We start from the raw sequence: 22,738 nt of genomic DNA, 5'->3' as shown, positions 1-22,738 counted from the left end.
TTCACGCTACTCATATCTCAACATGACAAAACCTGCACTTCTTTTACTTTTTGCCGCAACATTTTCTCTGCAGATGGTTTCCGCTCAGAAAAAGTACACTGTAAAAACCATCGCTTTTTACAATGCAGAAAATCTTTTCGATACCATTCAGAGTTCGGATTCCGATGCGGACAGGACACCTTCCGGGGCTTACAAATGGACTTCCAGACGTTATGCGGATAAAATATCCAAACTGGCCCGGGTGATTTCCGAAATCGGGGCGGAAGTTACCGGAACAGCTCCGGACGTTATAGGCCTGGCAGAAATAGAGAACGGGAATGTACTGCACGACCTCGTCAGCAATAGCACCCTGAGCAGATACGATTACGGGATCATCCATTTCGACTCTCCCGACCATCGCGGCATAGATGTCGCTTTATTGTACAGGAAAAAAATTTTTACTCCTATCAGCTTCAGCAATGTTCCTTTAAAAATATACACCGAGGAAGGTTACAGAATATACACCAGAGATCAGCTTCTGGTCAGCGGTATCCTGGACGGTGAACCTGTTCATCTCATAGTCAATCACTGGCCTTCCCGCTACGGAGGGGAAAAGAAGAGCAGGCCAAACCGGATAGCAGCTGCGGAACTCAATAAAAAGATCATAGATTCCCTGCTTACAGTAAACCCTTCTGCAAAAATTATCAGTATGGGCGACCTCAATGATGATCCTGCCGATCCAAGTTTAAAAAGAATACTGAAGACCAGAACAAGAAAAGCGGGAATAAAAGACGGAGAACTTTTTAATCCTATGGAAAAAATGGCACAAAAGGGCCTCGGAACCCTTGCCCACCGGGATCAATGGCATTTGTTCGACCAGATATTCTTTACGGCTGAATTCCTTAAAAAGGACAAATCCTCTTATCGGTACTGGAAAGCGGGCATTTATAACAAACGCTATCTGCTCACACCGACAGGCCCCTATAAAGGCTACCCGCTGAGGAGTTATGCCAACGGAAGATATTCGGGCGGATACAGCGACCATTTCCCCGTATACATATACCTGGTAAAGCAAATACCCTGAGGATATTTCAACAGAGATATCTTCATGCAGACTACTTTCCCCGGTTATATTTCTCACTTTACAAAACAGAAAAACAACACTTTCTTAACACTGAACATTGCATAATATATTCGCATTTAATATCTTGCAGGCTCTATATAGTTAAATATTTGATTTGGTATTTTTATTAGTTAACCTTAATTCTTTAAATTTTAAGTATTATGTCATTTAAAGCAACTTTATCTGTTGGCGGCAAGAAAGTCAATATTCTGAATGCCAATTATGACCTGGCACAGGAAGTAGATGCTACCGGACGCCCTTCTTCCATAACCCGCGGGGGACGGATTAACCTCACTGTAGAATCCACCGGAGATTCTTTCTTCTTCGAGTGGATGACCAATAACTTCGAACGTAAGAACGGAGTAATCACTTATATTAAACGCGATACGGATGCCAAACTCCGTGAAGTGAACTTCACCGAAGGCTATCTCGTTAAATACCGGGAGAATTTTGACCATAACGGTGACAATCCTCTTACGGAAACTTTTACCATATCGTGCCGTATTATCGCCAGTGGCGGCGGAGAGCACATCAACGAATGGGTATAGCATTTCATTTCTCATTTGATATTGTAATAAGCGAGCCAATCAAATATTACTATCAAAGGGAGTCCGTGCGGCTCCCTTTATTTCCGTTAATATTCTGAAAAAATAACTGCATTCCATGTATTAACCCAATAGCTTATGTCTTTTCTAGCCAAGTTTGAAATCGATGAAGTATCCTATAACATCCTGGAATATGATATCCGGGTAGAAAAGGGTACGGACCATAACGGAAAACCCTCTACCAATGCCAAAGGCGGTGAAATTCGCCTGGTACTGGAAACCGATATGAAAGATAATTTTTCCGACTGGGTCATCAGCAACTCCCAGACCAAAGACGGAAAACTTATTTTTTACAAACGGGACGGGATGAGCCGTATGCGCACTACTTCCTTCAAAAAAGGATACTGTATCCGTTATCACGAGAAATTCCGGGCTATAGGTGACGAACCCATGACTACGGAAATCGTTATATCAGCCAAGGAAATAAACATCGGTAACACTTCGTATACCAAAAAGTGGCCGATGCAGGCATAAACAATATCTACGGATCTCCTTAAAAATACATATGCCCCGGGAAAGTATAATCCCCGGAGCTTTTTCTTTTATTCCTATGTACCCGGGATCAGTGCGAGTGCTCTGTCTCTCCTTTTTTCATTTCCGCAAGCAGGTAATAAGCACCTTCCGTTACCACTTCAGCCCTTTCCGGAATGGTATCCAAGGGGGTTATCTCTATCCAGCCTTCCATAGTAGCTCCCGTTACAACTTCCGTCCTGGCAAAAATCCATTTTTCCTGCCCTGCTTCCTCAGCTTCGTGTACTTCATGCTCATCTCCGTCCTCTTCCGTATCTCCCGTACTCTCTTTTTTTAAAAAAATGTACTTTTTCCCTTCATCTTCTACTACAGCCGGTTCCGGCAAGGCGGTCGTTTTCATGTTTTCCACAGCAATCAATCCCTCTACGAACATTCCGGGCACAAAAGGTGCTTTATTCCCCTCCAGACTGGCATGCATTCGTACCGCCCTGATCGTACTTTCATAATTTTTACCGATTTCCGTTATCTTTCCTTTTACAGGCCTGTCACGATCATTGGCAATATACAGAGTTACTTCCTGTCCTTCCCTGATTTTGTCCAGGTCCTTTTCATACACCAGCAGGTCGGCATGGATATTTTCTTTGTCTATAATATGGAAAAGCCTATTTCCGGTAGTAATCCGCTGTCCTATGGTCACTTCTATTTCTCTCACATAACCTTTTATCGGAGATACGACAGGAAGGGCACTATAAGTTCTGCCATTTATAATGGCTTCGGGATTTATCCGGAGCAATCGTAATTTGGCTTTCGTACTTTCCAGTCTCGCCGTAACCGACTTATAATCGGATGTGATCCGCTGGAAGTTCTTCCCGGACGCCACTTCATTCTCATACAATTTTTTCTGCCGTTCAAATTCCCGGGCGAGATATTCATATTCGCTCTGGAGTTCCCTGAGGTCGGCCTGCAGGTCGATAAATGCAGGGTCTTCGATATAAGCAAGCACCTGCCCTTTTTTTACTTTTTCTCCGGGTTTTACCAGTACACTACTTATATTCCCGTCTATAAAAGAGCCGACTGTCGCTTTGTCTTCTGGATACAATTCCAGCTCGCCCGTAACCTTTATGGTCCCGTCCAGGTCAACCGCGGTAAGATTCCCCAGTTTCAGGTTTATGGCTTTCCGCTGCGCCCCGGTCAGGGTTACTGTATTTTCTTCGGGATGATCCTGTTCTTCCGTGATTGTTATTTTCCGGGCTTCAGAAGCCTTATCGGTATCCTTCTCTTTGGTCTTACCGCAGGCGGTAAGACAGAGCGTTACGGTGATAAAAATTATTAATCGGATTGTTTTCATTATTTTTTCTTTTTATACTGTTGAGAGACTACGGCGGCTGAGACGCACAACGATTGAGACACACGGCCGTGTGTCTTTACTTTATACCTTTTTTAGTTTTCCTTGCTCGTCCCGGGGTTATTGCTTACTATGGTGCCGGGTTCTAAAAGATATTTGAGCTGTATCACGGTCGTATTGTATTCGCGAAGGCGGTCCAGGTAAACATTCTGTACCTCCTTGGCATTATTCAGGTTCTGAATAAAAGAGACGTAATCGATCTCTCCTTCCCGATAGCTCAGTTCTGCTGCGGCAACCTGTTCCAGCGCCAATGGCAATAGCTGTTCCCGGTATAGTTTTACCATGGCACTCAGCTTATCATAATCGTTCAGCAGTGTACTCACCCGGGTCTGCAGGTCTATCTGCTGTTGTGCCAGTTGCTCCTTTGCTATCGCTACCTGCACTTTTGCCGCTTTGACTTCTGCATTTCGGTTCCAGAAAAACAAGGGTACGGATATTCCGAGATTCCACGAGTAAAATCCGCTTTGCCCTGCTATTTCCTGCCAACCATACGAAGCATTCAACTTGGGTAAAAAACCTGCTTTTTCCGTACGCCACAAGGATTTCTGCGTCTCCGTTTCCAATTGTGCAAGCTGTATAACCGGATGTTCCTTCACCCTTTTTTCCCATGTTTCCCGCACTCCTGCCTGTTCCATGAACAAAGCTGTGGCATCTTTCACTTCAAAAGGGTTTTCCTTAAGTATCCAGCGGTTCAAGGTGTTCAATTCCTTTTTATAATCGTTTTCCGCTTCTATTTTCCTCGCCGCTATTCTCCCGTATTGCCCCTCGGCTGCAAGAAGCTCCAGTTTCGTGGTCGCCTCCGTTTCGTAACGCAATCGTGCTGCTTTCAGAAAATTACTGTAGATACTGTCCATCTGTACGGCAAGTTTTAGTTTTTCCCGTGCATTCACCGCATTGTAATAAGCGCTGTACACTTCCATGGCCATATTAAGCCGGACCACATCAAGTCTTCCGCTCTCTTCTGCAACACGGGCTTTATTAAGCGCTGATTTGGCCATGGTGCCAAAAACATCAATATTACTTTGCCCGATAGTTAAGGTATTGCGTATTCTGTCCGCTCCTCCGTATTCTTCACCTCCGGTACTGACAGTGGTCTGGCCGGGATCGAAAGCTGTAGCCCGTAATACTTTTTTCTGTTCCACGGACAGTTCTGCCTGTTTTATTCCCGGATGGTCACCCAAAGCCCTGGAAAGTGCCTCTTTCAGCGAAATAATCTCCGGCGACTGTTGCGCATGCATTGTGCCGGGAAGAAAAAGTAAAAGCAGTAGCCCTATGCCGGGTAAAATATTCCTGTTCTTCATTCCGTTTTCCGTTTCTTTTAATTTTCTGTTTTCCATAATGTAATATAGAACGGGCACCACGATCAGGGTAAGCAGTGTAGCCGTAACCAATCCCCCTATAACTACGGTTGCGAGAGGGCGCTGTACCTCCGCACCTGCAGAGGCAGAAACCGCCATGGGAAAGAAACCGAGCACATCGGTCAGTGCCGTAAGGATTATAGGACGCAATCGTTCCTTTGTCCCCCGGAGGATACGTTCTTTTATATCCGGCACTCCTTCTTCTTTAAGGCTGTTGAAGCGGCTTATCAGTACCAATCCGTTAAGCACGGCAACACCGAAGAGCACGATAAACCCCACCCCGGCAGATATGCTGAAAGGCATTCCCCGTAGCCATAGGGAAAGTATTCCCCCTATCGCGGCCAATGGAACTGCCATATAGATCATAACGGTTTGCGACAGGGACTTCAGGGCAAAATAGAGCAGGATAAATATCATGCCCAGCACAATGGGCACAACAAGGGTTAGCCGGTCCTTGGCTCTTTGAAGGTTTTCAAAAGCACCTCCGTATTTGATATAATATCCGGGCGGGAGATCCAGTTCCGCATCCATCTTTTCCTGAATCTCTTCCACGAGCGACTGCACATCCCTGCCCCTTACATTGACTCCTACCGATACTCTGCGGGATGTATTATCGCGGCTTATTTGCATGGGTCCCGGTTTAAAATCTATTTCCGCCACTTCCTGTATGGGTATCTGTCCTCCTCCGGGAAGGTCCACATACAGATTGCGGAGGTTGCTGATATCCTTACGGAACAGTTCATCAAACCGGAGTACAAGGTCAAAACGCCTTTCTCCCTCAAATACCGACCCGGCCGTCCGGCCGGCAAATGCCGTGCTGATATAGGTGTTCAGTTTTTCTATGGTAAGTCCGTACTTGGCCATCTTTTGGCGATTATAGCTTACCGTCATCTGGGGGAGACCGGATGTGGCTTCAGGTCGCACGTCGCCCACACCGTCAACACTCCGGATAATACGCGCCATTTGTTCCGCTTTTTCGGCAAGTACTCCCAGGTCCTCTCCGTACAGTTTTATGGCAATATCCTCCCTTACTCCCGTGAGAAGCTCGTTGAACCTCAATTCCACAGGTTGTGTAAATACGGTATTTATGCCGGGGATAACCTCTATGGCCTCTTTTATTCTTTCTATGAGTTCTTCCCTGGTTTCTACCGTTGTCCATTTGGATTTGTCTTTTTCAAGGGTAAGGATACAATCGGCAATGTCCATAGGCATGGGATCGGTGGGAATATCGGCAACCCCTATACGGGAAACCATCGTCTTTACTTCCGGGAAAGAGGTCACTATTTTTTCTACCTTCGTTGTAGCAGATATGCTTTCGGACAAGGAACTGCCCGGACGGAGCAAAACCTGCATGGCCATATCACCTTCATCCAGCCTGGGCAGGAATTCCCCTCCCATACGACTGAAAACAAAAACGGATATCCCGAGGAGCACTATCGAAAAGATGATCACGGCCTTCCAGGCCTTAAGTGCCTTTATCAATACGGGACGATATGCATCCTGGCAGAAATTAATAATCCTGTCTCCCGTATTCTTAATAACCCGTTCAAAGCGGTAAAACCTCGTATTCCCTTTTGATGGTTTCAGAAATAATGCCGACATGGCGGGCACGTACGTAAGGCACAGTACTATAGCCCCGATCATGGCAAATCCGAAAGTATAGGCCATCGGCTGGAACATCTTGCCTTCTACCCCGGTAAGGAATAAAATAGGGGCAAAAACGATAAGGATGATCAGCTGCCCGAAAAAAGCGGAATTCATCATCTGGCTGCCGGATTCGTAAGCAATGGTATCCATTTCCTGCCCGGTCAGCGATTTTGTTTTATTACCAAGCCTTTTTTCTATGAAGTGCACCGCCCCTTCAACGATAATCACCGCCCCGTCCACAATGATACCAAAATCGATAGCCCCCAGGGACATCAGGTTAGCCCAGACCCCGAATACTTTCATCAGGATAAGGGCTACAAAGAGAGACAACGGTATCACGGAAGCCACCAGGAGCCCTCCGCGGAAACTACCCAGCAACAATACCAGGACAAAAATGACGATCAACGCCCCTTCCACAAGATTTTTGGTTACCGTGTCCGTAGTTCGTTGAATCAAGTCGCTCCTGTCTATAAAAGGTTTGATGGTAAGTCCTTCGGGAAGGGATTTTTCGATCTCCGTTACACGATTTTTCACATCCTGTATCACTTTATTGGAATTCTCCCCCTTGAGCAATAGAACCATGCCTCCTACAGCCTCTCCTTCACCATCGCGTGTTACGGCGCCATAGCGCACCTGGCTTCCGAAACGGACGTTTTCGGCGACCGAACTGATAAGTACAGGCTGTCCGTTTACGGTTTTTATAACGATATTCCGTATATCGTCGAGGGATTTGATAAGCCCTTCTCCCCGGATAAAGTTGGCCATATGGCCTTTCTCTATGTATGCTCCTCCGGTATTGGCGTTGTTTTTCTGCAAAGCCTCATATACTTCGTGAATGGACACCCCCGCGCTGTTAAGCTTTGCCGGGCTTAAAGTTACCTCGTACTGTTTGACTTTTCCCCCGAATGAATTGACCTCGACTACTCCGGGTAACAGGGCCATTTGCCGCTTTACGATCCAGTCCTGGACCGACCGGAGTTCAGTAGGGGAATAGTCGTCTTCATATCCCTTTTCCGGGACTATGGTATACTGGTATATTTCACCGAGCCCGGTAGTGATAGGCCCCATTGAAGGCTCCCCGAAACCCGCGGGAATTTCTTCTTTTACTTCGGAAAGTTTTTCACTTACCAGTTGCCTGGGGAGGTAGGTCCCCATATCATCTCTGAATACAACAGTAACTACGGAAAGCCCAAAACGGGACACTGACCGTATTTCTTCCACCCCGGGGAGATTGGAAACGGCGAGTTCTACCGTATAAGTTACAAATTGCTCAATGTCTTCCGTGCCCAGGTTTGGGGCTACGGTAATGATCTGTACCTGGTTGTTGGTTATATCGGGAACAGAATCCAGGTTGATGGTCTTCACGGCATACCATCCGCCACCGATAATGGCTATTACCATCAAGAACACAATAATTTTGTTCTTAATAGAAAAGCCGATGATCTTATCAATCATGCAAATTCAATTATGTTTAACATTTAACAAATAGGATTCCGCACATTTCCGGCGAAATCCGTCCTATCAGAAAATGTTAAACCAATTGAGGCGGTTGTAAAACGGAATGGTGATATTCCCTCGGAAAAGAATAATGCAGAGGGAAATTAGGAGTGTAATTCTCAACAGTTTTAAAATCGGGATAAACGGGAAGAGTTTCCAGGGAAATTACAATCCCGCAGCAGGCACAGGTGCAAAAAGGCGTACAGTCCAGATGACCGGTATCTTTACTGTCCACATCACAATGTACTTCCGTAAGGCTGTCATCATGCGGATCGGGAGTCACTGTATCCGAACAAGGTGTCACGGCCAGCGCCAGCACATAAAGACTTAGTAATATGGTGAATACTTTTCGCAACGATCTGCTTTTTATCGGAACAAAGGTACTCTTTTTAAGATTTTCCATATACTAAAATTTTCAAAAATTTATTACAGACGGAATATTGCCGGGCTATAAACACAGATATTCATATTCCCCCATAACAATATTAAAACCTTCACGTTATTTCTGAGATATTACCAAATAAAAATAAAATACCCTTCAGTATATTAACGATAGCGTCAAAAAATAGTACTTACCGCAATTTCATACTCCGCAAATATTTTCCGATATTTGTATACGATGAAACCCATTTGGCAAGGATTATTAGCATATTTACAATTCCTCATAAAACGCAGTCCGGAATGAGGGAGGTGAACTTTTGTATTTTCAAAAAAGTTTAACCTAAATACCATGTTATGCCATTTTATCACAAACTGGGCAAAATACCCCATAAAAGACATACCATATTCCGTAAACCGGACGGCAGCCTTTATTACGAACAATTATTCGGCACGGTCGGCTTTGACGGTATGTCCTCTAATATTTACCACGAGCACCGGCCTACCCAAGTAAAAGAAATAAAAAATTCGGTTGATGTCGCGCCGAAGATCGCAGTAGGCAACAATATTAAATCCTATCGCTTTCACGGATTTAAAATAACTCCGGAGAACGATTACCTGCAAAGCAGGAAAACAGTGCTCACCAATAGTGACTGCAGCATTATCCTGGCGGCACCCGAACAGTCCACCAAAGACTATTTCTATAAAAACGCAGATGCGGACGAACTGATCTTCATTCACAAAGGAAAAGGCAAACTCCGGACACACCTGGGAAATCTCGATTTCAAATACGGCGATTACCTGCTTGTTCCCAGGGGGACCATCTATAAAATGGATTTCGACACTTCGACCTCGCTCAGTGCAGGTTCCGAAGACAATCGCCTTTTTATCGTGGAATCGCACCGCCCGATCTACACTCCGAAAAAATATCGCAACTGGTTCGGGCAATTGCTGGAACATTCACCTTACTGCGAGCGGGATATACGCCAGCCACAGGAACTGGAAACTCATGACGAAAAGGGAGAATTCCTGGTAAAGATCAAAAAGAAAAATGAGATCTTCGATGTGGTATATGCCACACATCCCTTTGATGTCGTCGGGTATGACGGCTTTAATTACCCGTACGCTTTTTCCATTCATGATTTCGAACCCATAACCGGGCGTATACACCAGCCGCCGCCGGTGCACCAAACCTTCGAGACCGATGCTTTCGTGGTTTGCAGTTTTGTGCCCAGATTATACGATTACCATCCGGAGAGTATTCCGGCACCGTACAATCACAGCAATATAGACAGCGACGAAGTGCTCTATTACGTAGACGGCGATTTTATGAGCAGGAACGATATTGCCGCCGGACATATTTCCCTGCACCCGGCAGGCATTCCCCACGGCCCGCATCCCGGTGCCGTGGAACGCAGTATCGGAAAGGAAAAAACGGATGAGCTTGCTGTAATGGTAGATACCTTTAAGCCGCTGATGCTGACGGAAGATGCCATGAAAATTGCGGATGACTCCTATCACAAATCCTGGGTGGAATAATTCGATAACGTGCCAATTAGGCAATGTGTTAATTATCAAATTGGCACATGATCACATTGACTAATTGATTAAAGAACGTATTCATTAAAATTTTAACCGATGACTTTCAATGAAAAATACAAGGGTAATATTATCCTCGTAAAATCATTTAATTTTGCTGTTAAAGTTGTTCAATATGCTGAACTTCCGCAAGAAAGGAGGAAATATGTTCTTGCCAGGCAAATCATGAAATCCGGAACTTTCATCGGTGCTAATATAAAAGAAGCACAAAATGCGGAAAGCAAAGCTGATTTTATCCACAAAATGAAAATAGCTGCAAAAGAAGCTGACGAAACCGAATATTGGTTATTCTTATGTGAAGCCATTAAGAGTTATCCCCATTGTAAAGAATTGCTTTATGAGGTATTTAAAATCCTCAAGATATTAAACAAAATCATCACCACATCCAAAACAGGAAGAAATTACCTGTCCGAACCCGCCGCCAATTGGCACATTAACTAATTGACTAATTAACAAATTTAAAAAAAATGAAAACCGATAATACATCTCTTCATCTCGAAAAAACAGTTCCCCAGGCAGAAGATTTCCTGCCGATACTGGGGACGGATTATGTAGAACTATACGTTGGCAATGCCAAGCAGGCCGCACATTATTACCAAGCCGCCTGGGGCTTTCAGCCGGTAGCTTATGCCGGGCTGGAAACCGGTGTAAAGGACAGGGTATCTTATGTACTGCAACAGGATAAAATACGTCTCGTACTGACGTCTCCCCTGCAATCTGGCGGAGATATCAACAGGCATATCGATGCCCACGGTGACGGAGTGAAAGTAGTAGCTTTATGGGTTGACGATGCCACCAAAAGCTATGAAGAAACTACCAAACGCGGTGCCGAAAGCTATATGAAGCCCAAAACCATAGAAGACGAACAGGGCAAAGTTGTACTTTCCGGGATACATACTTACGGGGAAACCGTTCATATATTCGTAGAACGGAAGGATTACAAGGGAGTTTTCATGCCCGGGTTCAAACCTTGGTCACCTGCATATAAGCCGGAAGCCGCAGGACTTAAATATATAGATCATATGGTGGGCAACGTGGGCTGGAACGAGATGAACAAGTGGTGTGAGTTCTATGCCAAGGTCATGGGCTTTGCCCAGCTTATTTCTTTCGACGACAAGGATATTTCTACCGAATATACCGCACTTATGAGCAAGGTGATGAGCAACGGTAACGGCAGGATCAAATTTCCTATTAACGAACCGGCAGAAGGAAGAAAAAAATCACAGATCGAGGAATATATCGATTTCTACAATGGCGCAGGTGTGCAACACATAGCCGTTGCCACCGACAATATTATCGAAACCGTAACACAATTGCGCAACCGCGGAGTGGAATTCCTCAAAGTTCCGAAAACATATTACGAAACCATTCTGGACAGGGTGGGGGAAATAGACGAAGACCTGGAACCCCTTAAAGAACTCGATATCCTGATCGACCGGGACGACGAAGGCTATCTTCTCCAGATATTCACGAAGCCCATACTGGACAGACCTACTATGTTCTTCGAGATCATTCAGAGAAAAGGAGCACAATCTTTCGGGAAAGGGAACTTCAAAGCCCTGTTTGAAGCTATCGAAAGGGAACAGGAATTGCGGGGAACTTTGTAAAAGACCGGAAATCACATTACAAAAAGCATAAAAAAATCCCCGGACTCACATCCGGGGATTTTTATTGTTTTCCCTAAGCGCGATTAATCCGCAAGGACAATCACCCTGTTGTTTTTCATTTCAATAGTACCGGAGTTGATCGGCAACAGTATTTCGTTCTTCTCCCCTTTGGAGAACCTACCCTGAAATTCTTCCCTGATCTTTACATCTCCGTAAATTTTCACATTGCCTTTCCCTAAAAGAGATACGATAGGCGCGTGATCTTTCAACATCTGGAACTCCCCGTTTATTCCGGGAACCGCAACCGAGGTTACTTCTCCGCTAAACAAGATAGCTTCAGGTGATACTATCTCTAAATACATATATTCTTTATCTTTACGATTTATAGTGTCTGCGGTTTACAACCGTACAGCAATTCTAAGCTTCAGCAAGCATTTTCTCCCCGGCTTCGATAGCTTCCTCAATGGTACCTTTAAGGTTGAAGGCAGCTTCCGGAAGGTGATCCAATTCCCCGTCCATAATCATGTTAAAGCCTTTGATAGTATCTTTTATATCCACCAGCACTCCCTGTAATCCGGTAAATTGTTCCGCAACATGGAATGGCTGAGACAGGAAACGTTGTACACGCCGCGCCCTTGAAACTACCAGTTTATCTTCTTCGGATAATTCTTCCATACCAAGGATCGCAATGATATCCTGTAACTCCTTATATTTCTGAAGAATCTGCTTTACTCGCTGTGCACATTCATAATGATCTTTTCCTAAAATTTCGGGAGACATAATCCTGGATGTAGATTCCAGCGGGTCCACTGCGGGATAGATACCCAATTCAGCAATTTTACGGGACAATGAAGTCGTAGCATCCAGGTGGGCAAATGTAGTTGCCGGCGCCGGGTCCGTAAGGTCATCCGCAGGTACATATACCGCCTGTACGGAAGTAATGGAACCTTTTTTGGTGGACGTAATACGCTCCTGCATGGCCCCCATTTCGGTTGCCAATGTAGGCTGGTACCCTACCGCCGAAGGCATACGTCCGAGCAGCGCGGATACTTCGGAACCTGCCTGGGTAAAACGGAAGATATTATCTACGAAGAAAAGTACGTCTTTTCCCTGTCCGTCACCGGCACCGTCACGGAAATACTCCGCTATGGTAAGACCGGAAAGTGCCACCCTTGCACGTGCTCCGGGAGGTTCGTTCATCTGTCCGAATACGAAAGTCGCCTTGGACTCTTTCATGGTAGCTTTATCTACCTTGCTGAGGTCCCATCCGCCTTCTTCCATAGAGTGAAGAAAATCATCTCCGTATTTGATAATCCCGGATTCCAGCATTTCCCGCAGAAGGTCATTCCCCTCACGGGTCCTTTCACCTACACCCGCAAATACGGATAATCCTCCGTGCCCCTTGGCTATGTTATTGATAAGCTCCTGGATCAAAACGGTTTTACCAACACCCGCACCACCGAACAGACCGATCTTTCCTCCTTTTGCATAAGGCTCGATAAGGTCGATTACCTTAATCCCGGTAAATAAAACTTCGGTGGAGGTGGACAGCTCGTCAAATTTAGGAGCTTCCCTGTGGATAGGTAAACCATGATCCCCTTCTTTCGGTAAATTTCCCAAACCGTCAATAGCATCGCCTATTACGTTAAAGAGACGTCCGTAAACATCATCTCCGATAGGCATTTGTATCGGGTTTCCGGTTGCAACCACTTCTGTTCCCCTGCTCAGACCGTCTGTAGAGTCCATAGAGATAGTCCTTACGGTATCTTCACCAATGTGTGACTGAACCTCCAGAACGAGTTTGGAGCCATCTCCCCGGGTAATTTCCAGGGAATCGTAAATTTTCGGGAGTTCGGAATCCGCAGCAAACGCGACGTCTACAACCGGACCAATGATTTGTGCAACTTTACCTGTAACTTTCGACATTACTTAAATCTTTAATGTGTAGCTTTTTACATACTGAAACAATCTTGCCTGCTTCTGCATTCTCCGGGGATTCTCCCCTTGTGTTAACAAGATATTTTTTTCGCGGTGCAAAGATATATTTTTTGTACAGATATGGAAATGATTTCCACATGTTTTTTTGTGAAATATTTAACCCCTGCAAAATTTTACCTTCCGCATTTACACCACATTACATCTTATGGTATTCCGTTGTAGTGACTTCCCGGTAAACGGAACCGCCCTGCGAACTAACCTCATCCACAACCATAGTAAGTGACCGCTTTGAGATCACATACTGCGCCCTCTTCAGTTTCTCTCCACCTTCACTGTCTTTGTACACCATGATGATCTCATCTTCATCAATGGTATACGTCCCTGTGTAAGACCCTTCGTCTTCTCCTCCGTTTTCACGGTAATAATGCACAAAGGACCCATCTTCACGAAAACGCAGTTCCAGCACATTGTTTTCATCATAGAGATTTTCTGTTTCACTTACCCTCTCCCCGTCCTTGTAACGGATAAAATGATAATTTTTCGCTTCCCAGATACCTTCTATAGCCTTTTCCGGAGATACGGAATCATCATCATTACTACAGGAAGTAAACACAAAACCGGTAATCGCAAAAACCAACAACAGTATTTTTTTCATATCAATTATTATTTTCCCGCAAAAATAGCCAAAATAGCCAGGGATACCTGCCCCCTTTACAAACTTTAGCTTTTTGCCGGCACGGGTATCCGGGCAAAACCTTACAGTAACGGAACCTCTCCGGAAAGCGTTCCTTTTTCCTGATTAAAATCGTACTTTTGGAGTCTTCAAACTCATAAAAAATTAAGATAATGACAAATCACGTCACTACAAAATGGCTCGGCGATATGGCTTTTGAATCCACCAACCCTGCCGGGACACTGAAAATAGATGCAAGTCCCGAAGACGGAGGAAAAGGAGAAGGTTTACGCCCCAAAGCATTAATGCTTTCTGCAGTGGCCGGATGCTCCGGGCTGGATGTCGCTTCCCTTATCAAAAAAATGAAACTGGAAGTAGATGACTTTGTGATTGAAATAGATGCGGAACTCACGGACGAACACCCCAAATATTACCGTGAAGTTACTGTGGAATATCACTTTCACGGTAACAATCTCGACGAAAAAAAATTACAAAGGGCAGTAGACCTGTCTGTGGAAAAATACTGCGGGGTCATGGAAATGTTCCGTCACTTTGCCAAAATGAACATTAAGACCTTTTTTCATCAAAAATAAGGGACATATACAATTATGAAGCAACTCCTGCTCGTCGCCCTCTTTTGCCTGGGAACCGGTGGAAATTTATTCGCACAACAAATTCATCATGTCGTGTCCCACAAAGGAGAAACCGTGGTCACCGACCCCTCAAAAGGCACTAACAGTTACCCGAGGTGGGCGGTTTTTCCGGATCGGGAAGAGGATATACGTTCGGTCATACTACGACTCACATTCGAGTGCCCGGACGGTATGCGGTGCGCGGACTGGGATTACCTGGACTACGTAATCGTAAAGCAAACCGGGGGCGTAAGGGGAGACACACTCAATTACGAAATAGCCCGGATGCTCACCCCATACGGAGGAAGATTCCGCGACGAGTGGAAATTCGACTGGAAAGTAGATGTTACCGATTTCAATAGTATCCTCAGGGACAGTGTCCTCATAGATTATGTCCATACCGGTTATGAAGACAATAAGACAAGAGGGTGGAAAGTAACGGTTGATTTTGAAATTATGAAAGGCAGCCCGGTAGCAGAACCTGCTGCCATTCATAAAGTCTATGACGGCATTTACGATTACGGCAATGAGGAAAACCCTATAGAAAGCCACCTGAAACCCGTTACCATAAAAGCAACACCCGAAACGGTTTTCGCTCGTCTGAAACTGCATCATACGGGCCATGGCATGGACAGGAACGGCTGCGGGGAATTCTGCGACAAATACCGGGATATCAAGTGGAACGGAAACCTTATAAACCGTAAAAACATCTGGATGGCCTGCGGGGAAAATCCGCTGTATCCCCAGGCAGGAACCTGGATATTCGACCGGGCCAACTGGTGCCCCGGTTACCTGCTGCAACCCGATGAATATCAACTGGCTGTTACCCCCGGAGCAGACTATACCCTCGATGTGGATATGGAGCCTTACACTACTGACAATCCGAGTGCCCAGGAGCATATTACCGCCTATATTATAGAATACGCTAAGGTAGCTGCCAGAAACGACGTCACCTTGACGGATATATTGTCTCCCTCCGACGAAGCAGGGCACGGAAGAGAAAATCCCAACGGCGGACTGCCGGTTATCAGGGTAAAAAACAACGGGGAAAATCCGCTTCGATCCATGCTCGTCAAATACTTTATCGGGGGAGAAAAGCAAAAAACTTTTAAATGGAAGGGAAATATCCCTTTCGGGGAAACGGCAGTCATAACCCTTCCCGAGGAGATTTTCAGTGCGAAAGATTCCGCTGTTTTTACGGTAGCGTTGTCCCGCCCCAATGGCAAAAAAGACGGTTTTCCGGGTGACAACAGCAAAACCTCAACCTATAAAAGGCCCGATATATTTCCGAAAGATATTGTCGTATATTTTAAGACCAATAAAAACCCGGGACAAAACAGTTACCGGATTACGGACAGTTTCGACAATATCCTCTTTGAAAAAGACAGCACTTCCTTAAAGCCGGATACGCTTTACAGGGATACCCTGGCCCTTCCGGACGGTAACTATATATTTACGACGGAGGACCGTGCCGGTAACGGACTGGAATTCTGGTACCACACCAAAGAGGGCAGGGGCTCGGTAAAATTGCTCGATACCCTCGGGCAGGCAATCCGGCAGTTCGAATCGGATTTCGGAAGTAGTATCCGCTACAATTTTACCGTGAAACAAGGGATGCCTTACCGGATAGATCCGGAACCATCAATAGCCGTTTTTCCCGCACGGACAGACGGCCCTGTTACTCTCGATTACTTTGCGAACACGGAAGAAGATGTAAAAGTACTCATCACAGAACAGGAAAACGAGGATCACATCCTGGAAGAACACCATTACACGAAGTTGAGCAGGGGCAGTTTTACCTACGACCTTTCTTATCTTCCGAAAATGCGATGTTATATACGGGTACTTGTTAAGGGAAAGGAAATTTTTAAGAACAGGATACGATTAAAGGAATAAATGCTATGCGCTGGACCATAAAACCACAACCGGACAGGGAAAAAATAAGCCAACTGGCCGCATCTCTCGGTGTGGACTCTATTATTGCAACCTTGCTCATACAGCGCAATATAGAGACCTTCGAAGAGGCCAAACGCTTTTTCCGACCATCTCTCGACCATCTCCACGACCCGTTCCTTATGCGGGATATGGACAAGGCCGTCCGTCGTATAGAACAGGCTGTCAAAAACGAAGAGAACATCCTCGTATACGGCGATTATGATGTGGACGGTACGACGTCGGTAGCATTGATGTCTTCGTATCTCCAGAGTTTCTATCCGCATGTAGCTACCTATATCCCGGACCGTTATGAAGAGGGTTATGGCGTTTCTTTTCAAGGCATCGATTATGCGTCGGATAACGGGGTCACCCTTATCATAGCCTTGGATTGCGGCATCAAGGCCATAGACAAGATCAGGTATGCAGGAGAAAAAAATATTGATTTTATTGTTTGTGACCACCACCGTCCCGGAGAAACACTTCCGGACGCGATAGCCGTACTGGACCCGAAAAGGGAAGATTGTGAGTATCCGTACGATGAACTGTGCGGCTGCGGCGTGGGTTTCAAGCTCATCCAGGCCCTGGCATCGCGCCGGGGGCAAAATACCGCAGACCTTATTCCTTACCTGGACCTGGTGGCGACGGCCATTGCTGCCGACATCGTTCCTATTACCGGAGAGAACCGGGTACTTGCCCATTTCGGGCTTAAGCAAATAAATTCCCGGCCCAGGGCAGGTATTAAGGCAATAATCCATACCCTCAACAAACAACAACTGAATATATCTGATGTGGTTTTCATCGTTGCCCCGCGAATCAATGCCGCAGGACGTATGAAACACGGCCTGCATGCCGTAAACCTCCTCACGGAAACCGATTTTGACACAGCAGTAAAATTCGCAGAGGAAATTGAGATCTTCAATACGGACAGAAGGCTGCTCGACAAACAAATAACCGAAGAAGCCCTGCAACAGATCACAGACCGGATGGAGCAGGAAAAATTTACCACTGTGGTCTATGACAAAGACTGGCATAAGGGAGTTATAGGCATCGTAGCATCCAGGCTTACGGAAACGTACTATCGTCCCACCCTCGTATTCACCAGGACCGGGAACAAGCTGGCCGCATCCGCCCGGTCCATAAAAGGGTTCGATGTTTATAACGCCCTGGAACATTGTGCGGATTGTATTGAGCAGTTCGGGGGGCATAAATATGCAGCCGGTCTCACCCTTTTGCCGGAACAATACGAAGAATTCAAGCAAAAATTTGAAACCGTGGTCTCTTCTACCATAGACAAAAAACTCCTGGTCCCGGAAATTGTTGTAGATGCAGAACTGGAACTGCAGGCCATAACTCCTAAATTCTACCGCATATTGAAGCAGTTTGCTCCGTTCGGACCTGGAAATATGGCTCCTGTTTTCATGTCATCCCGTCTGCGGGATACCGGTTATGGCAAAGGAGTTGGCGAAGATGAAAAACACCTGAAAGTCACTGTCACCCAACACAGTTCCCCTGCATTCGGTGGTATAGGTTTCAACCTGGGAAACAAAAAGGAGATCATCAGCAACCAAAAGCCCTTCCGGGCAGTATACTGCATCGAGGAAAATCATTGGAACGGTAATGTGGACCTGCAATTACGCCTGCAGGACATTAAAGAATAATTCCTTTTCCATCTCATTCTAAAATGACTGTCCCGGCTGACAGGCGGCCCGGTATGCTCCAAAGAATTATATTTTATTTAGATTGAATAAAAATAATTGTATATTTGTGCATATACAAACGGATTACACGCAACTCCGGCGGTTAAAACGTGGAATACAAAATACTAAAACCTACTGTTATGAACGAGATATATTGCATCTACCGGAATGATATAGGAATCGCCTTTCAGTGGAAAAGGGATATTGCCAGGAATAATTTCGGAAAATTACAGATCGTATTTCGGGACATGGGCTTTTATCTCTCTCCTGACGAGGTCGGCCAATTTTACAACTGCATACGCAACGCCAGGCAATTTGAGCGTTGTGCGGAATGCAGGCAACATGAGGAATACCGCTCCATTCTGCTGCGTACTCCCGCAGATAAAGTGGATCTGGCCGTAAATGTCCATGAGCTCCGGCAAATAGAAGACCTGATAGAAGGAACGCTGTTCCAGATAAAACTGGACAATTACCTCAACCAGATCTGTGGCGAGTAGCATCCGGTCCTGGCCCGTTCTTTTACTGTCTGTATTCTTTTAGTTCCAGGATGTTCCCGTCAAAAACAGCATAAGTGTAATATCCTATCCAGTCTCCCAGATTAACATAGGTAGCCGTTTCGTTTAAGCGTATTTCCAACGGCAGGTGGCGATGGCCGAAGATAAAATAATCGTAATGCTTCTGTTCCAGTTTGCGTTTACAGTATTGTACCAGCCATTCTTTGTCCTCCCCGAGGAATTTTACATCTTCATCCCCGGAGATCACCTTGTTCTTTACGGACAGGTACTGTGCCAGCCTTACCCCGATGTCGGGGTGCAGCCACCGGAAGAACCATTTGGCAACCGGATTGGTAAATACTTTCTTCATGCGTTTATACCCTTTATCCCCGGGGCCCAGGCCATCTCCGTGGCCTATCAGAAAACATTTGTCATTCAGCAAAAACTCCTGCGGACGATGAAAAACGGGAATGTTCAGCTCCTTCTCAAAGTAACCGTTCATCCACAGGTCGTGATTGCCCACAAAATAATATACCGGGACACCGCTGTCTGTAATTTCCGCCAGTTTCCCCATAGTCCTTGTAAATCCTTTGGGAACTACCGTTTTATATTCAAACCAGAAATCAAACAGGTCGCCGAGCAGAAAAATTGCGGCAGCATCGTCCTTCACCGTATCCAGCCATTGTACGAACTTCTTTTCCCTGGGAAGGCTTTGATCGCCTGTCGGTGCCCCGAGATGATTATCGGATGCGAAATATATTTTTTTACCGTCCGGTACGTGAATATTTGTTGTCTCCAAATTCAAGATACAAAGTTCAAAATTACTTTTAGGGCAATATCGGCCTTAACGGTTATCTTCCGCGTACCATTCTGCATAAGAAGTCTCCGTTTCATGAAGTTTCAGCGAGTGCAAAACCACATCTTCGGGTAATCTGGCTTTTATTTTTTCGGAAAAATCAATTACCATATTCTCGCTCGTAGGCTGATAATCTACCAGTAATACATTATGCCCGTGCTTTTTCAATTCTTCCGCAAGTTCGGCATGCGGTGTATTTTTGTTAAATACTGTCGCGTGGTCAAATTTGTCGACAATCTCTTCTTTTACGATCTTCTTGAGGTCTCCGAAATCGATCACCATTCCGCATTTGACGTGAGACGGATCTGTAATGGGTTTTCCAATTACCGTAACCGCCAGTTTATAACTGTGCCCGTGTACATTTTTGCACTTGCCGTCATACCCGTAAAGGGCATGCCCGGTTTCAAAACCAAACAGTTTGGTAAGGCGAATGTTGCTCATAACTCCTCCTGATGTTTTTGCTTTTCTGCTGCAAAGATAACCATTTCGGAAATGGCAGGTTTTGCCTTTAAACAATTATTTGTGTATCGGGGATTCTGACCGAAGGCCAGGGCAAACACGTTACGCCCAGAGCATTTGAGAATGGGAGAATTCGATAATATAACCATGAGGTAAAGGAGTTTGGAAAATAAGAGGGTAGAAGATTGACTTAGCTAAATGGAAATTGTAGGGATGATCGGGAGATGAAGTGTCCTTCGGCTACGCTCGGTACAACCTGCAACTTGTAACCTTGAACTATTTATAATTTCATGATGCGTTTGCCATGAATCGAAGGCATTTTTTAGCCGGCGTAATCCAAAATTATGTACATTTGCCGGCTTTTTATCTGTTTATCAATGGCAGTGAATGAACTGTTTGAGCAACTGGATTTTGTTGAAAATCCGCTCTATGAAAAAATAATTGCCGATCTGATGGACCGGCAATACAGTATTGTAGACAATTTCTTCCCCGCTGAAGAGGTCGTCGCTTTGCGCAATTCCCTTTGGGAAAAATATGAAGAAGACCGTTTTAAGAAGGCTGCCATAGGAAACCATTTCAGTGAAGTTATCGAAAAGGCCGTACGGGGCGACTTTATCCTCTGGCTTAACGAAGCCGGGGCCAATGAAGCGGAAGAACATTTCTTCAACAGGATCAATGACCTCATCGCCTATCTCAATAAAACGTGTTTTATGGGTATCCTGGAGAAAGAATTTCACTATGCGGTATATCCTCAGGGGACTTTCTACAAAAGGCACCTGGATACCTTTCAGAACGATGACAGGCGTAAACTCTCTGTAGTATATTACCTGAACGAAGAAGACTGGTTGCCCGGATACGGCGGGGAACTTGTTATCTATCCGAACGAAAGTGACAGAAAACCCGTTACGGTATATCCCTTTCCGGGAAAGATGGTCATTTTTGAAAGCCAGGTACTGGAACACGAAGTTAAAACGGTGGAAAGGGAGCGGCTGAGCATAACCGGATGGCTGAAAACCAGGTAGGCCTACAGTACCTGTCCTTTGAGCGTGTCGGTTTCAGACAGGTAATCGAGGTATTTTTCAAAATAACCTGCTTCGGCCTCATCTCCAGATATATAATACTTTATTCTCTTTCCTTCGGAATCATTGCTGACCTCTATTTTGGTTATCAGGTTATTCACTGTTCCTTCATTACCGTCAAGAATCCGGATATGTTCCGGTATTAGTTTTCGTATTTGTTCCCTGAAGAAGATGAAATGGGTACATCCTAGGACAATAGAATTGTATTTGCTCCAATCGGGTTGTGACAGTTTTTTCTCCAGATAGGCATTTACTTCGGAACCGTTGATTTTGAAATTCTCGGCAAACATTACCAGCTCCTGGAGAGAAAGATAATCCACTTTATTATCTGCTTTCAGGTTTCGCACCAGGTCGTTCAGCTTTTCCTCCCTAAGGGTCAGGTCCGTAGCACAAACGAGCACCTTATATTCTTCACTGTTCTCTACGGCAGGTTTTACGGCAGGTTCCATACCTATTATCGGAAAGTCATATTTTTTCCTGAGATCTTTTACCGCAACGCTGGTTGCCGTATTACAGGCCAGTACCAGGGCTTTTAACCCTTTAGCCGCAAGAAAATCCACAGCGTTAAAAACCAGCTCTTTTATTTCCTCCCTGCTCTTTGTTCCGTAAGGGGCATGCCGGGAATCTCCGAAGTATATAAAATTTTCCCCGGGCATTTTCTTCATGCCCTCATACAATACGGTGAGTCCTCCGACACCGGAGTCAAAAAAAGCTATGTGCATATAAAGTCCTTTTAAACTGCCCAGATACGGAGCAGACTACCTGTTTTTACAAAGGTAGCAAATGTAACTTAACTACATGGATTGCATATTTCCGGTTTCAGGGCAAACGCATTAAAAAAACTATAATTGCAACGTTTAATGATTCCAGGTTTAAAATTCCAGGTTACAAGTTACGGGGTGTTTTTTTTCGCATGCCCAAAGGCCAAACCTGGAACCTGGAACAAAAAAACAAATACTTCTAACTCCATCTTTCTATATATATCGGGACCCCTCAACCCCGAACTGTAAGACTGATACCGCTTACGGATTACTAATTGCTCCTCCTCTCTATATTTAATATGCCTACCCTGTTTCCGGTATTCGTATTATCTTTTAATTTTAATATATTAGCCGGAAATACTTAACCTAATTCCCGCGCTATGAAAGATTACAATCCCAGGGTAATTGACGCATTGGCCAAAGAGTTCAAAACTACCCCGCAGAGCGTTGTATACTGCCTGAACAACCAGGACAACTTCCCGTTTTTTGCCAGCGAATTACGACTGGAATACAATTACCTGATCCGAAAGTGGAAAATTTGAGCT

Annotated in this window: 21 protein-coding genes; 12 read left to right on the top strand and 9 right to left on the bottom strand. The window is 45.1% G+C overall.

Annotated elements, in window-relative coordinates:
* Positions 1-22: 22 nt before the first annotated feature.
* From ED312_RS02175 to tssD (ED312_RS02165), 3 genes are all read left to right on the top strand, one after another.
* Positions 23-1,063 (top strand): endonuclease/exonuclease/phosphatase family protein, encoded by a 1,041-nt coding sequence (locus tag ED312_RS02175; RefSeq protein WP_123214363.1) that lies wholly within the window; start codon positions 23-25, stop codon positions 1,061-1,063.
* A gap of 200 nt (positions 1,064-1,263) precedes the next feature.
* The gene (tssD, locus tag ED312_RS02170) at positions 1,264-1,650 is read left to right on the top strand and encodes a type VI secretion system tube protein TssD (RefSeq protein WP_123214362.1); all 387 of its coding nucleotides are present in this window, start codon (positions 1,264-1,266) and stop codon (positions 1,648-1,650) included.
* 135 nt (positions 1,651-1,785) lie between these two features.
* A complete protein-coding gene (gene tssD, locus ED312_RS02165) occupies positions 1,786-2,181 on the top strand; it encodes a type VI secretion system tube protein TssD (RefSeq protein WP_123214361.1) in 396 nt (131 codons plus the stop codon).
* 88 nt (positions 2,182-2,269) lie between these two features.
* Here tssD (ED312_RS02165) and ED312_RS02160 read toward each other — a convergent pair whose 3' ends face one another.
* The 3 genes from ED312_RS02160 to ED312_RS02150 all read right to left on the bottom strand — a co-directional run bounded on the left by ED312_RS02160 (position 2,270) and on the right by ED312_RS02150 (position 8,488).
* Entirely contained in the window at positions 2,270-3,526 is a 1,257-nt protein-coding gene (locus ED312_RS02160; protein WP_123214360.1) for an efflux RND transporter periplasmic adaptor subunit, read from the bottom strand.
* A gap of 92 nt (positions 3,527-3,618) precedes the next feature.
* Positions 3,619-8,043, bottom strand: coding sequence for a CusA/CzcA family heavy metal efflux RND transporter (locus tag ED312_RS02155; RefSeq protein ID WP_123214359.1), 4,425 nt, complete (start codon positions 8,041-8,043; stop codon positions 3,619-3,621).
* A gap of 76 nt (positions 8,044-8,119) precedes the next feature.
* Positions 8,120-8,488, bottom strand: coding sequence for a DUF6660 family protein (locus tag ED312_RS02150; RefSeq protein WP_123214358.1), 369 nt, complete (start codon positions 8,486-8,488; stop codon positions 8,120-8,122).
* Positions 8,489-8,820: 332 nt separating this feature from the next.
* On the opposite strand from ED312_RS02150, the gene ED312_RS02145 reads away from it, so the two are divergent.
* The 3 genes from ED312_RS02145 (at position 8,821) to hppD (ending at position 11,669) form a co-directional block, all read left to right on the top strand.
* On the top strand, positions 8,821-10,002 hold the full coding sequence (locus ED312_RS02145; RefSeq protein ID WP_123214357.1) for a homogentisate 1,2-dioxygenase: 1,182 nt from the start codon (positions 8,821-8,823) through the stop codon (positions 10,000-10,002).
* 99 nt (positions 10,003-10,101) lie between these two features.
* Entirely contained in the window at positions 10,102-10,503 is a 402-nt protein-coding gene (locus tag ED312_RS02140) for a four helix bundle protein (RefSeq protein ID WP_123214356.1), read from the top strand.
* A 26-nt stretch (positions 10,504-10,529) separates the two neighbouring features.
* Positions 10,530-11,669 (top strand): 4-hydroxyphenylpyruvate dioxygenase, encoded by a 1,140-nt coding sequence (hppD, locus tag ED312_RS02135; RefSeq protein ID WP_123214355.1) that lies wholly within the window; start codon positions 10,530-10,532, stop codon positions 11,667-11,669.
* 83 nt (positions 11,670-11,752) lie between these two features.
* Here the strand turns inward: hppD and ED312_RS02130 are convergent, their stop codons facing one another.
* From ED312_RS02130 to ED312_RS02120, 3 genes are all read right to left on the bottom strand, one after another.
* Entirely contained in the window at positions 11,753-12,031 is a 279-nt protein-coding gene (locus ED312_RS02130) for a F0F1 ATP synthase subunit epsilon (protein WP_123214354.1), read from the bottom strand.
* A gap of 55 nt (positions 12,032-12,086) precedes the next feature.
* The gene (gene atpD / locus ED312_RS02125; protein ID WP_123214353.1) at positions 12,087-13,595 is read right to left on the bottom strand and encodes a F0F1 ATP synthase subunit beta; all 1,509 of its coding nucleotides are present in this window, start codon (positions 13,593-13,595) and stop codon (positions 12,087-12,089) included.
* Positions 13,596-13,803: 208 nt separating this feature from the next.
* Positions 13,804-14,262, bottom strand: a complete 459-nt coding sequence (locus tag ED312_RS02120) for a lipocalin family protein (RefSeq protein WP_123214352.1) — start codon at positions 14,260-14,262, stop codon at positions 13,804-13,806.
* Positions 14,263-14,453: 191 nt separating this feature from the next.
* On the opposite strand from ED312_RS02120, the gene ED312_RS02115 reads away from it, so the two are divergent.
* The 4 genes from ED312_RS02115 to ED312_RS02100 all read left to right on the top strand — a co-directional run bounded on the left by ED312_RS02115 (position 14,454) and on the right by ED312_RS02100 (position 19,041).
* Positions 14,454-14,873 (top strand): OsmC family protein, encoded by a 420-nt coding sequence (locus tag ED312_RS02115; protein WP_123214351.1) that lies wholly within the window; start codon positions 14,454-14,456, stop codon positions 14,871-14,873.
* Positions 14,874-14,888: 15 nt separating this feature from the next.
* Complete coding sequence (locus ED312_RS02110) at positions 14,889-16,808, top strand: peptide-N-glycosidase F-related protein (RefSeq protein WP_123214350.1); 1,920 nt, start codon at positions 14,889-14,891, stop codon at positions 16,806-16,808.
* 5 nt (positions 16,809-16,813) lie between these two features.
* Positions 16,814-18,505, top strand: a complete 1,692-nt coding sequence (gene recJ / locus ED312_RS02105) for a single-stranded-DNA-specific exonuclease RecJ (protein ID WP_123214349.1) — start codon at positions 16,814-16,816, stop codon at positions 18,503-18,505.
* Between the two features lie 179 nt (positions 18,506-18,684).
* A complete protein-coding gene (locus tag ED312_RS02100; protein WP_123214348.1) occupies positions 18,685-19,041 on the top strand; it encodes a hypothetical protein in 357 nt (118 codons plus the stop codon).
* 22 nt (positions 19,042-19,063) lie between these two features.
* Here ED312_RS02100 and ED312_RS02095 read toward each other — a convergent pair whose 3' ends face one another.
* Both ED312_RS02095 and ED312_RS02090 read right to left on the bottom strand, forming a co-directional pair.
* Positions 19,064-19,822, bottom strand: coding sequence for a UDP-2,3-diacylglucosamine diphosphatase (locus tag ED312_RS02095; RefSeq protein ID WP_123214442.1), 759 nt, complete (start codon positions 19,820-19,822; stop codon positions 19,064-19,066).
* A 60-nt stretch (positions 19,823-19,882) separates the two neighbouring features.
* Positions 19,883-20,335: a 6-pyruvoyl trahydropterin synthase family protein gene (locus tag ED312_RS02090; RefSeq protein WP_123214347.1), complete on the bottom strand. Its 453-nt coding sequence runs from the start codon at positions 20,333-20,335 to the stop codon at positions 19,883-19,885.
* A gap of 395 nt (positions 20,336-20,730) precedes the next feature.
* On the opposite strand from ED312_RS02090, the gene ED312_RS02085 reads away from it, so the two are divergent.
* Positions 20,731-21,375, top strand: a complete 645-nt coding sequence (locus tag ED312_RS02085; protein WP_123214346.1) for a 2OG-Fe(II) oxygenase — start codon at positions 20,731-20,733, stop codon at positions 21,373-21,375.
* A gap of 2 nt (positions 21,376-21,377) precedes the next feature.
* Here ED312_RS02085 and murI read toward each other — a convergent pair whose 3' ends face one another.
* Positions 21,378-22,154: a glutamate racemase gene (gene murI, locus ED312_RS02080; protein WP_123214345.1), complete on the bottom strand. Its 777-nt coding sequence runs from the start codon at positions 22,152-22,154 to the stop codon at positions 21,378-21,380.
* Positions 22,155-22,573: 419 nt separating this feature from the next.
* Between murI and ED312_RS23660 the strand changes: the two genes are divergently transcribed.
* Positions 22,574-22,735: a hypothetical protein gene (locus tag ED312_RS23660; RefSeq protein ID WP_170164428.1), complete on the top strand. Its 162-nt coding sequence runs from the start codon at positions 22,574-22,576 to the stop codon at positions 22,733-22,735.
* Positions 22,736-22,738 lie beyond the last annotated feature (3 nt).

This window comes from Sinomicrobium pectinilyticum, from assembly GCF_003725735.1.
GTDB classification, from domain to species: Bacteria; Bacteroidota; Bacteroidia; order Flavobacteriales; family Flavobacteriaceae; genus Sinomicrobium; species Sinomicrobium pectinilyticum.
The sequence above is the reverse complement of the archived record's forward strand: the minus strand, read 5'-3'. Positions and strand labels throughout refer to the sequence as shown.

What these genes read in the sequence shown, in the direction of transcription:
- tssD (WP_123214362.1), top strand. Translation starts at nt 1,264, where the DNA reads ATGTCATTTAAAGCAACTTTATCTGTTGGCGGCAAGAAAGTCAATATT.
- ED312_RS02085 (WP_123214346.1), top strand. Translation starts at nt 20,731, where the DNA reads ATGGCAGTGAATGAACTGTTTGAGCAACTGGATTTTGTTGAAAATCCG.
- ED312_RS02090 (WP_123214347.1), bottom strand. Translation starts at nt 20,335, where the DNA reads ATGAGCAACATTCGCCTTACCAAACTGTTTGGTTTTGAAACCGGGCAT.
- ED312_RS02110 (WP_123214350.1), top strand. Translation starts at nt 14,889, where the DNA reads ATGAAGCAACTCCTGCTCGTCGCCCTCTTTTGCCTGGGAACCGGTGGA.
- ED312_RS02130 (WP_123214354.1), bottom strand. Translation starts at nt 12,031, where the DNA reads ATGTATTTAGAGATAGTATCACCTGAAGCTATCTTGTTTAGCGGAGAA.
- tssD (WP_123214361.1), top strand. Translation starts at nt 1,786, where the DNA reads ATGTCTTTTCTAGCCAAGTTTGAAATCGATGAAGTATCCTATAACATC.
- recJ (WP_123214349.1), top strand. Translation starts at nt 16,814, where the DNA reads ATGCGCTGGACCATAAAACCACAACCGGACAGGGAAAAAATAAGCCAA.
- ED312_RS02145 (WP_123214357.1), top strand. Translation starts at nt 8,821, where the DNA reads ATGCCATTTTATCACAAACTGGGCAAAATACCCCATAAAAGACATACC.
- ED312_RS02115 (WP_123214351.1), top strand. Translation starts at nt 14,454, where the DNA reads ATGACAAATCACGTCACTACAAAATGGCTCGGCGATATGGCTTTTGAA.
- murI (WP_123214345.1), bottom strand. Translation starts at nt 22,154, where the DNA reads ATGCACATAGCTTTTTTTGACTCCGGTGTCGGAGGACTCACCGTATTG.
- ED312_RS02100 (WP_123214348.1), top strand. Translation starts at nt 18,685, where the DNA reads ATGAACGAGATATATTGCATCTACCGGAATGATATAGGAATCGCCTTT.
- ED312_RS02120 (WP_123214352.1), bottom strand. Translation starts at nt 14,262, where the DNA reads ATGAAAAAAATACTGTTGTTGGTTTTTGCGATTACCGGTTTTGTGTTT.
- ED312_RS02155 (WP_123214359.1), bottom strand. Translation starts at nt 8,043, where the DNA reads ATGATTGATAAGATCATCGGCTTTTCTATTAAGAACAAAATTATTGTG.
- ED312_RS02175 (WP_123214363.1), top strand. Translation starts at nt 23, where the DNA reads ATGACAAAACCTGCACTTCTTTTACTTTTTGCCGCAACATTTTCTCTG.
- ED312_RS02160 (WP_123214360.1), bottom strand. Translation starts at nt 3,526, where the DNA reads ATGAAAACAATCCGATTAATAATTTTTATCACCGTAACGCTCTGTCTT.
- hppD (WP_123214355.1), top strand. Translation starts at nt 10,530, where the DNA reads ATGAAAACCGATAATACATCTCTTCATCTCGAAAAAACAGTTCCCCAG.
- ED312_RS02140 (WP_123214356.1), top strand. Translation starts at nt 10,102, where the DNA reads ATGACTTTCAATGAAAAATACAAGGGTAATATTATCCTCGTAAAATCA.
- atpD (WP_123214353.1), bottom strand. Translation starts at nt 13,595, where the DNA reads ATGTCGAAAGTTACAGGTAAAGTTGCACAAATCATTGGTCCGGTTGTA.
- ED312_RS23660 (WP_170164428.1), top strand. Translation starts at nt 22,574, where the DNA reads ATGAAAGATTACAATCCCAGGGTAATTGACGCATTGGCCAAAGAGTTC.
- ED312_RS02150 (WP_123214358.1), bottom strand. Translation starts at nt 8,488, where the DNA reads ATGGAAAATCTTAAAAAGAGTACCTTTGTTCCGATAAAAAGCAGATCG.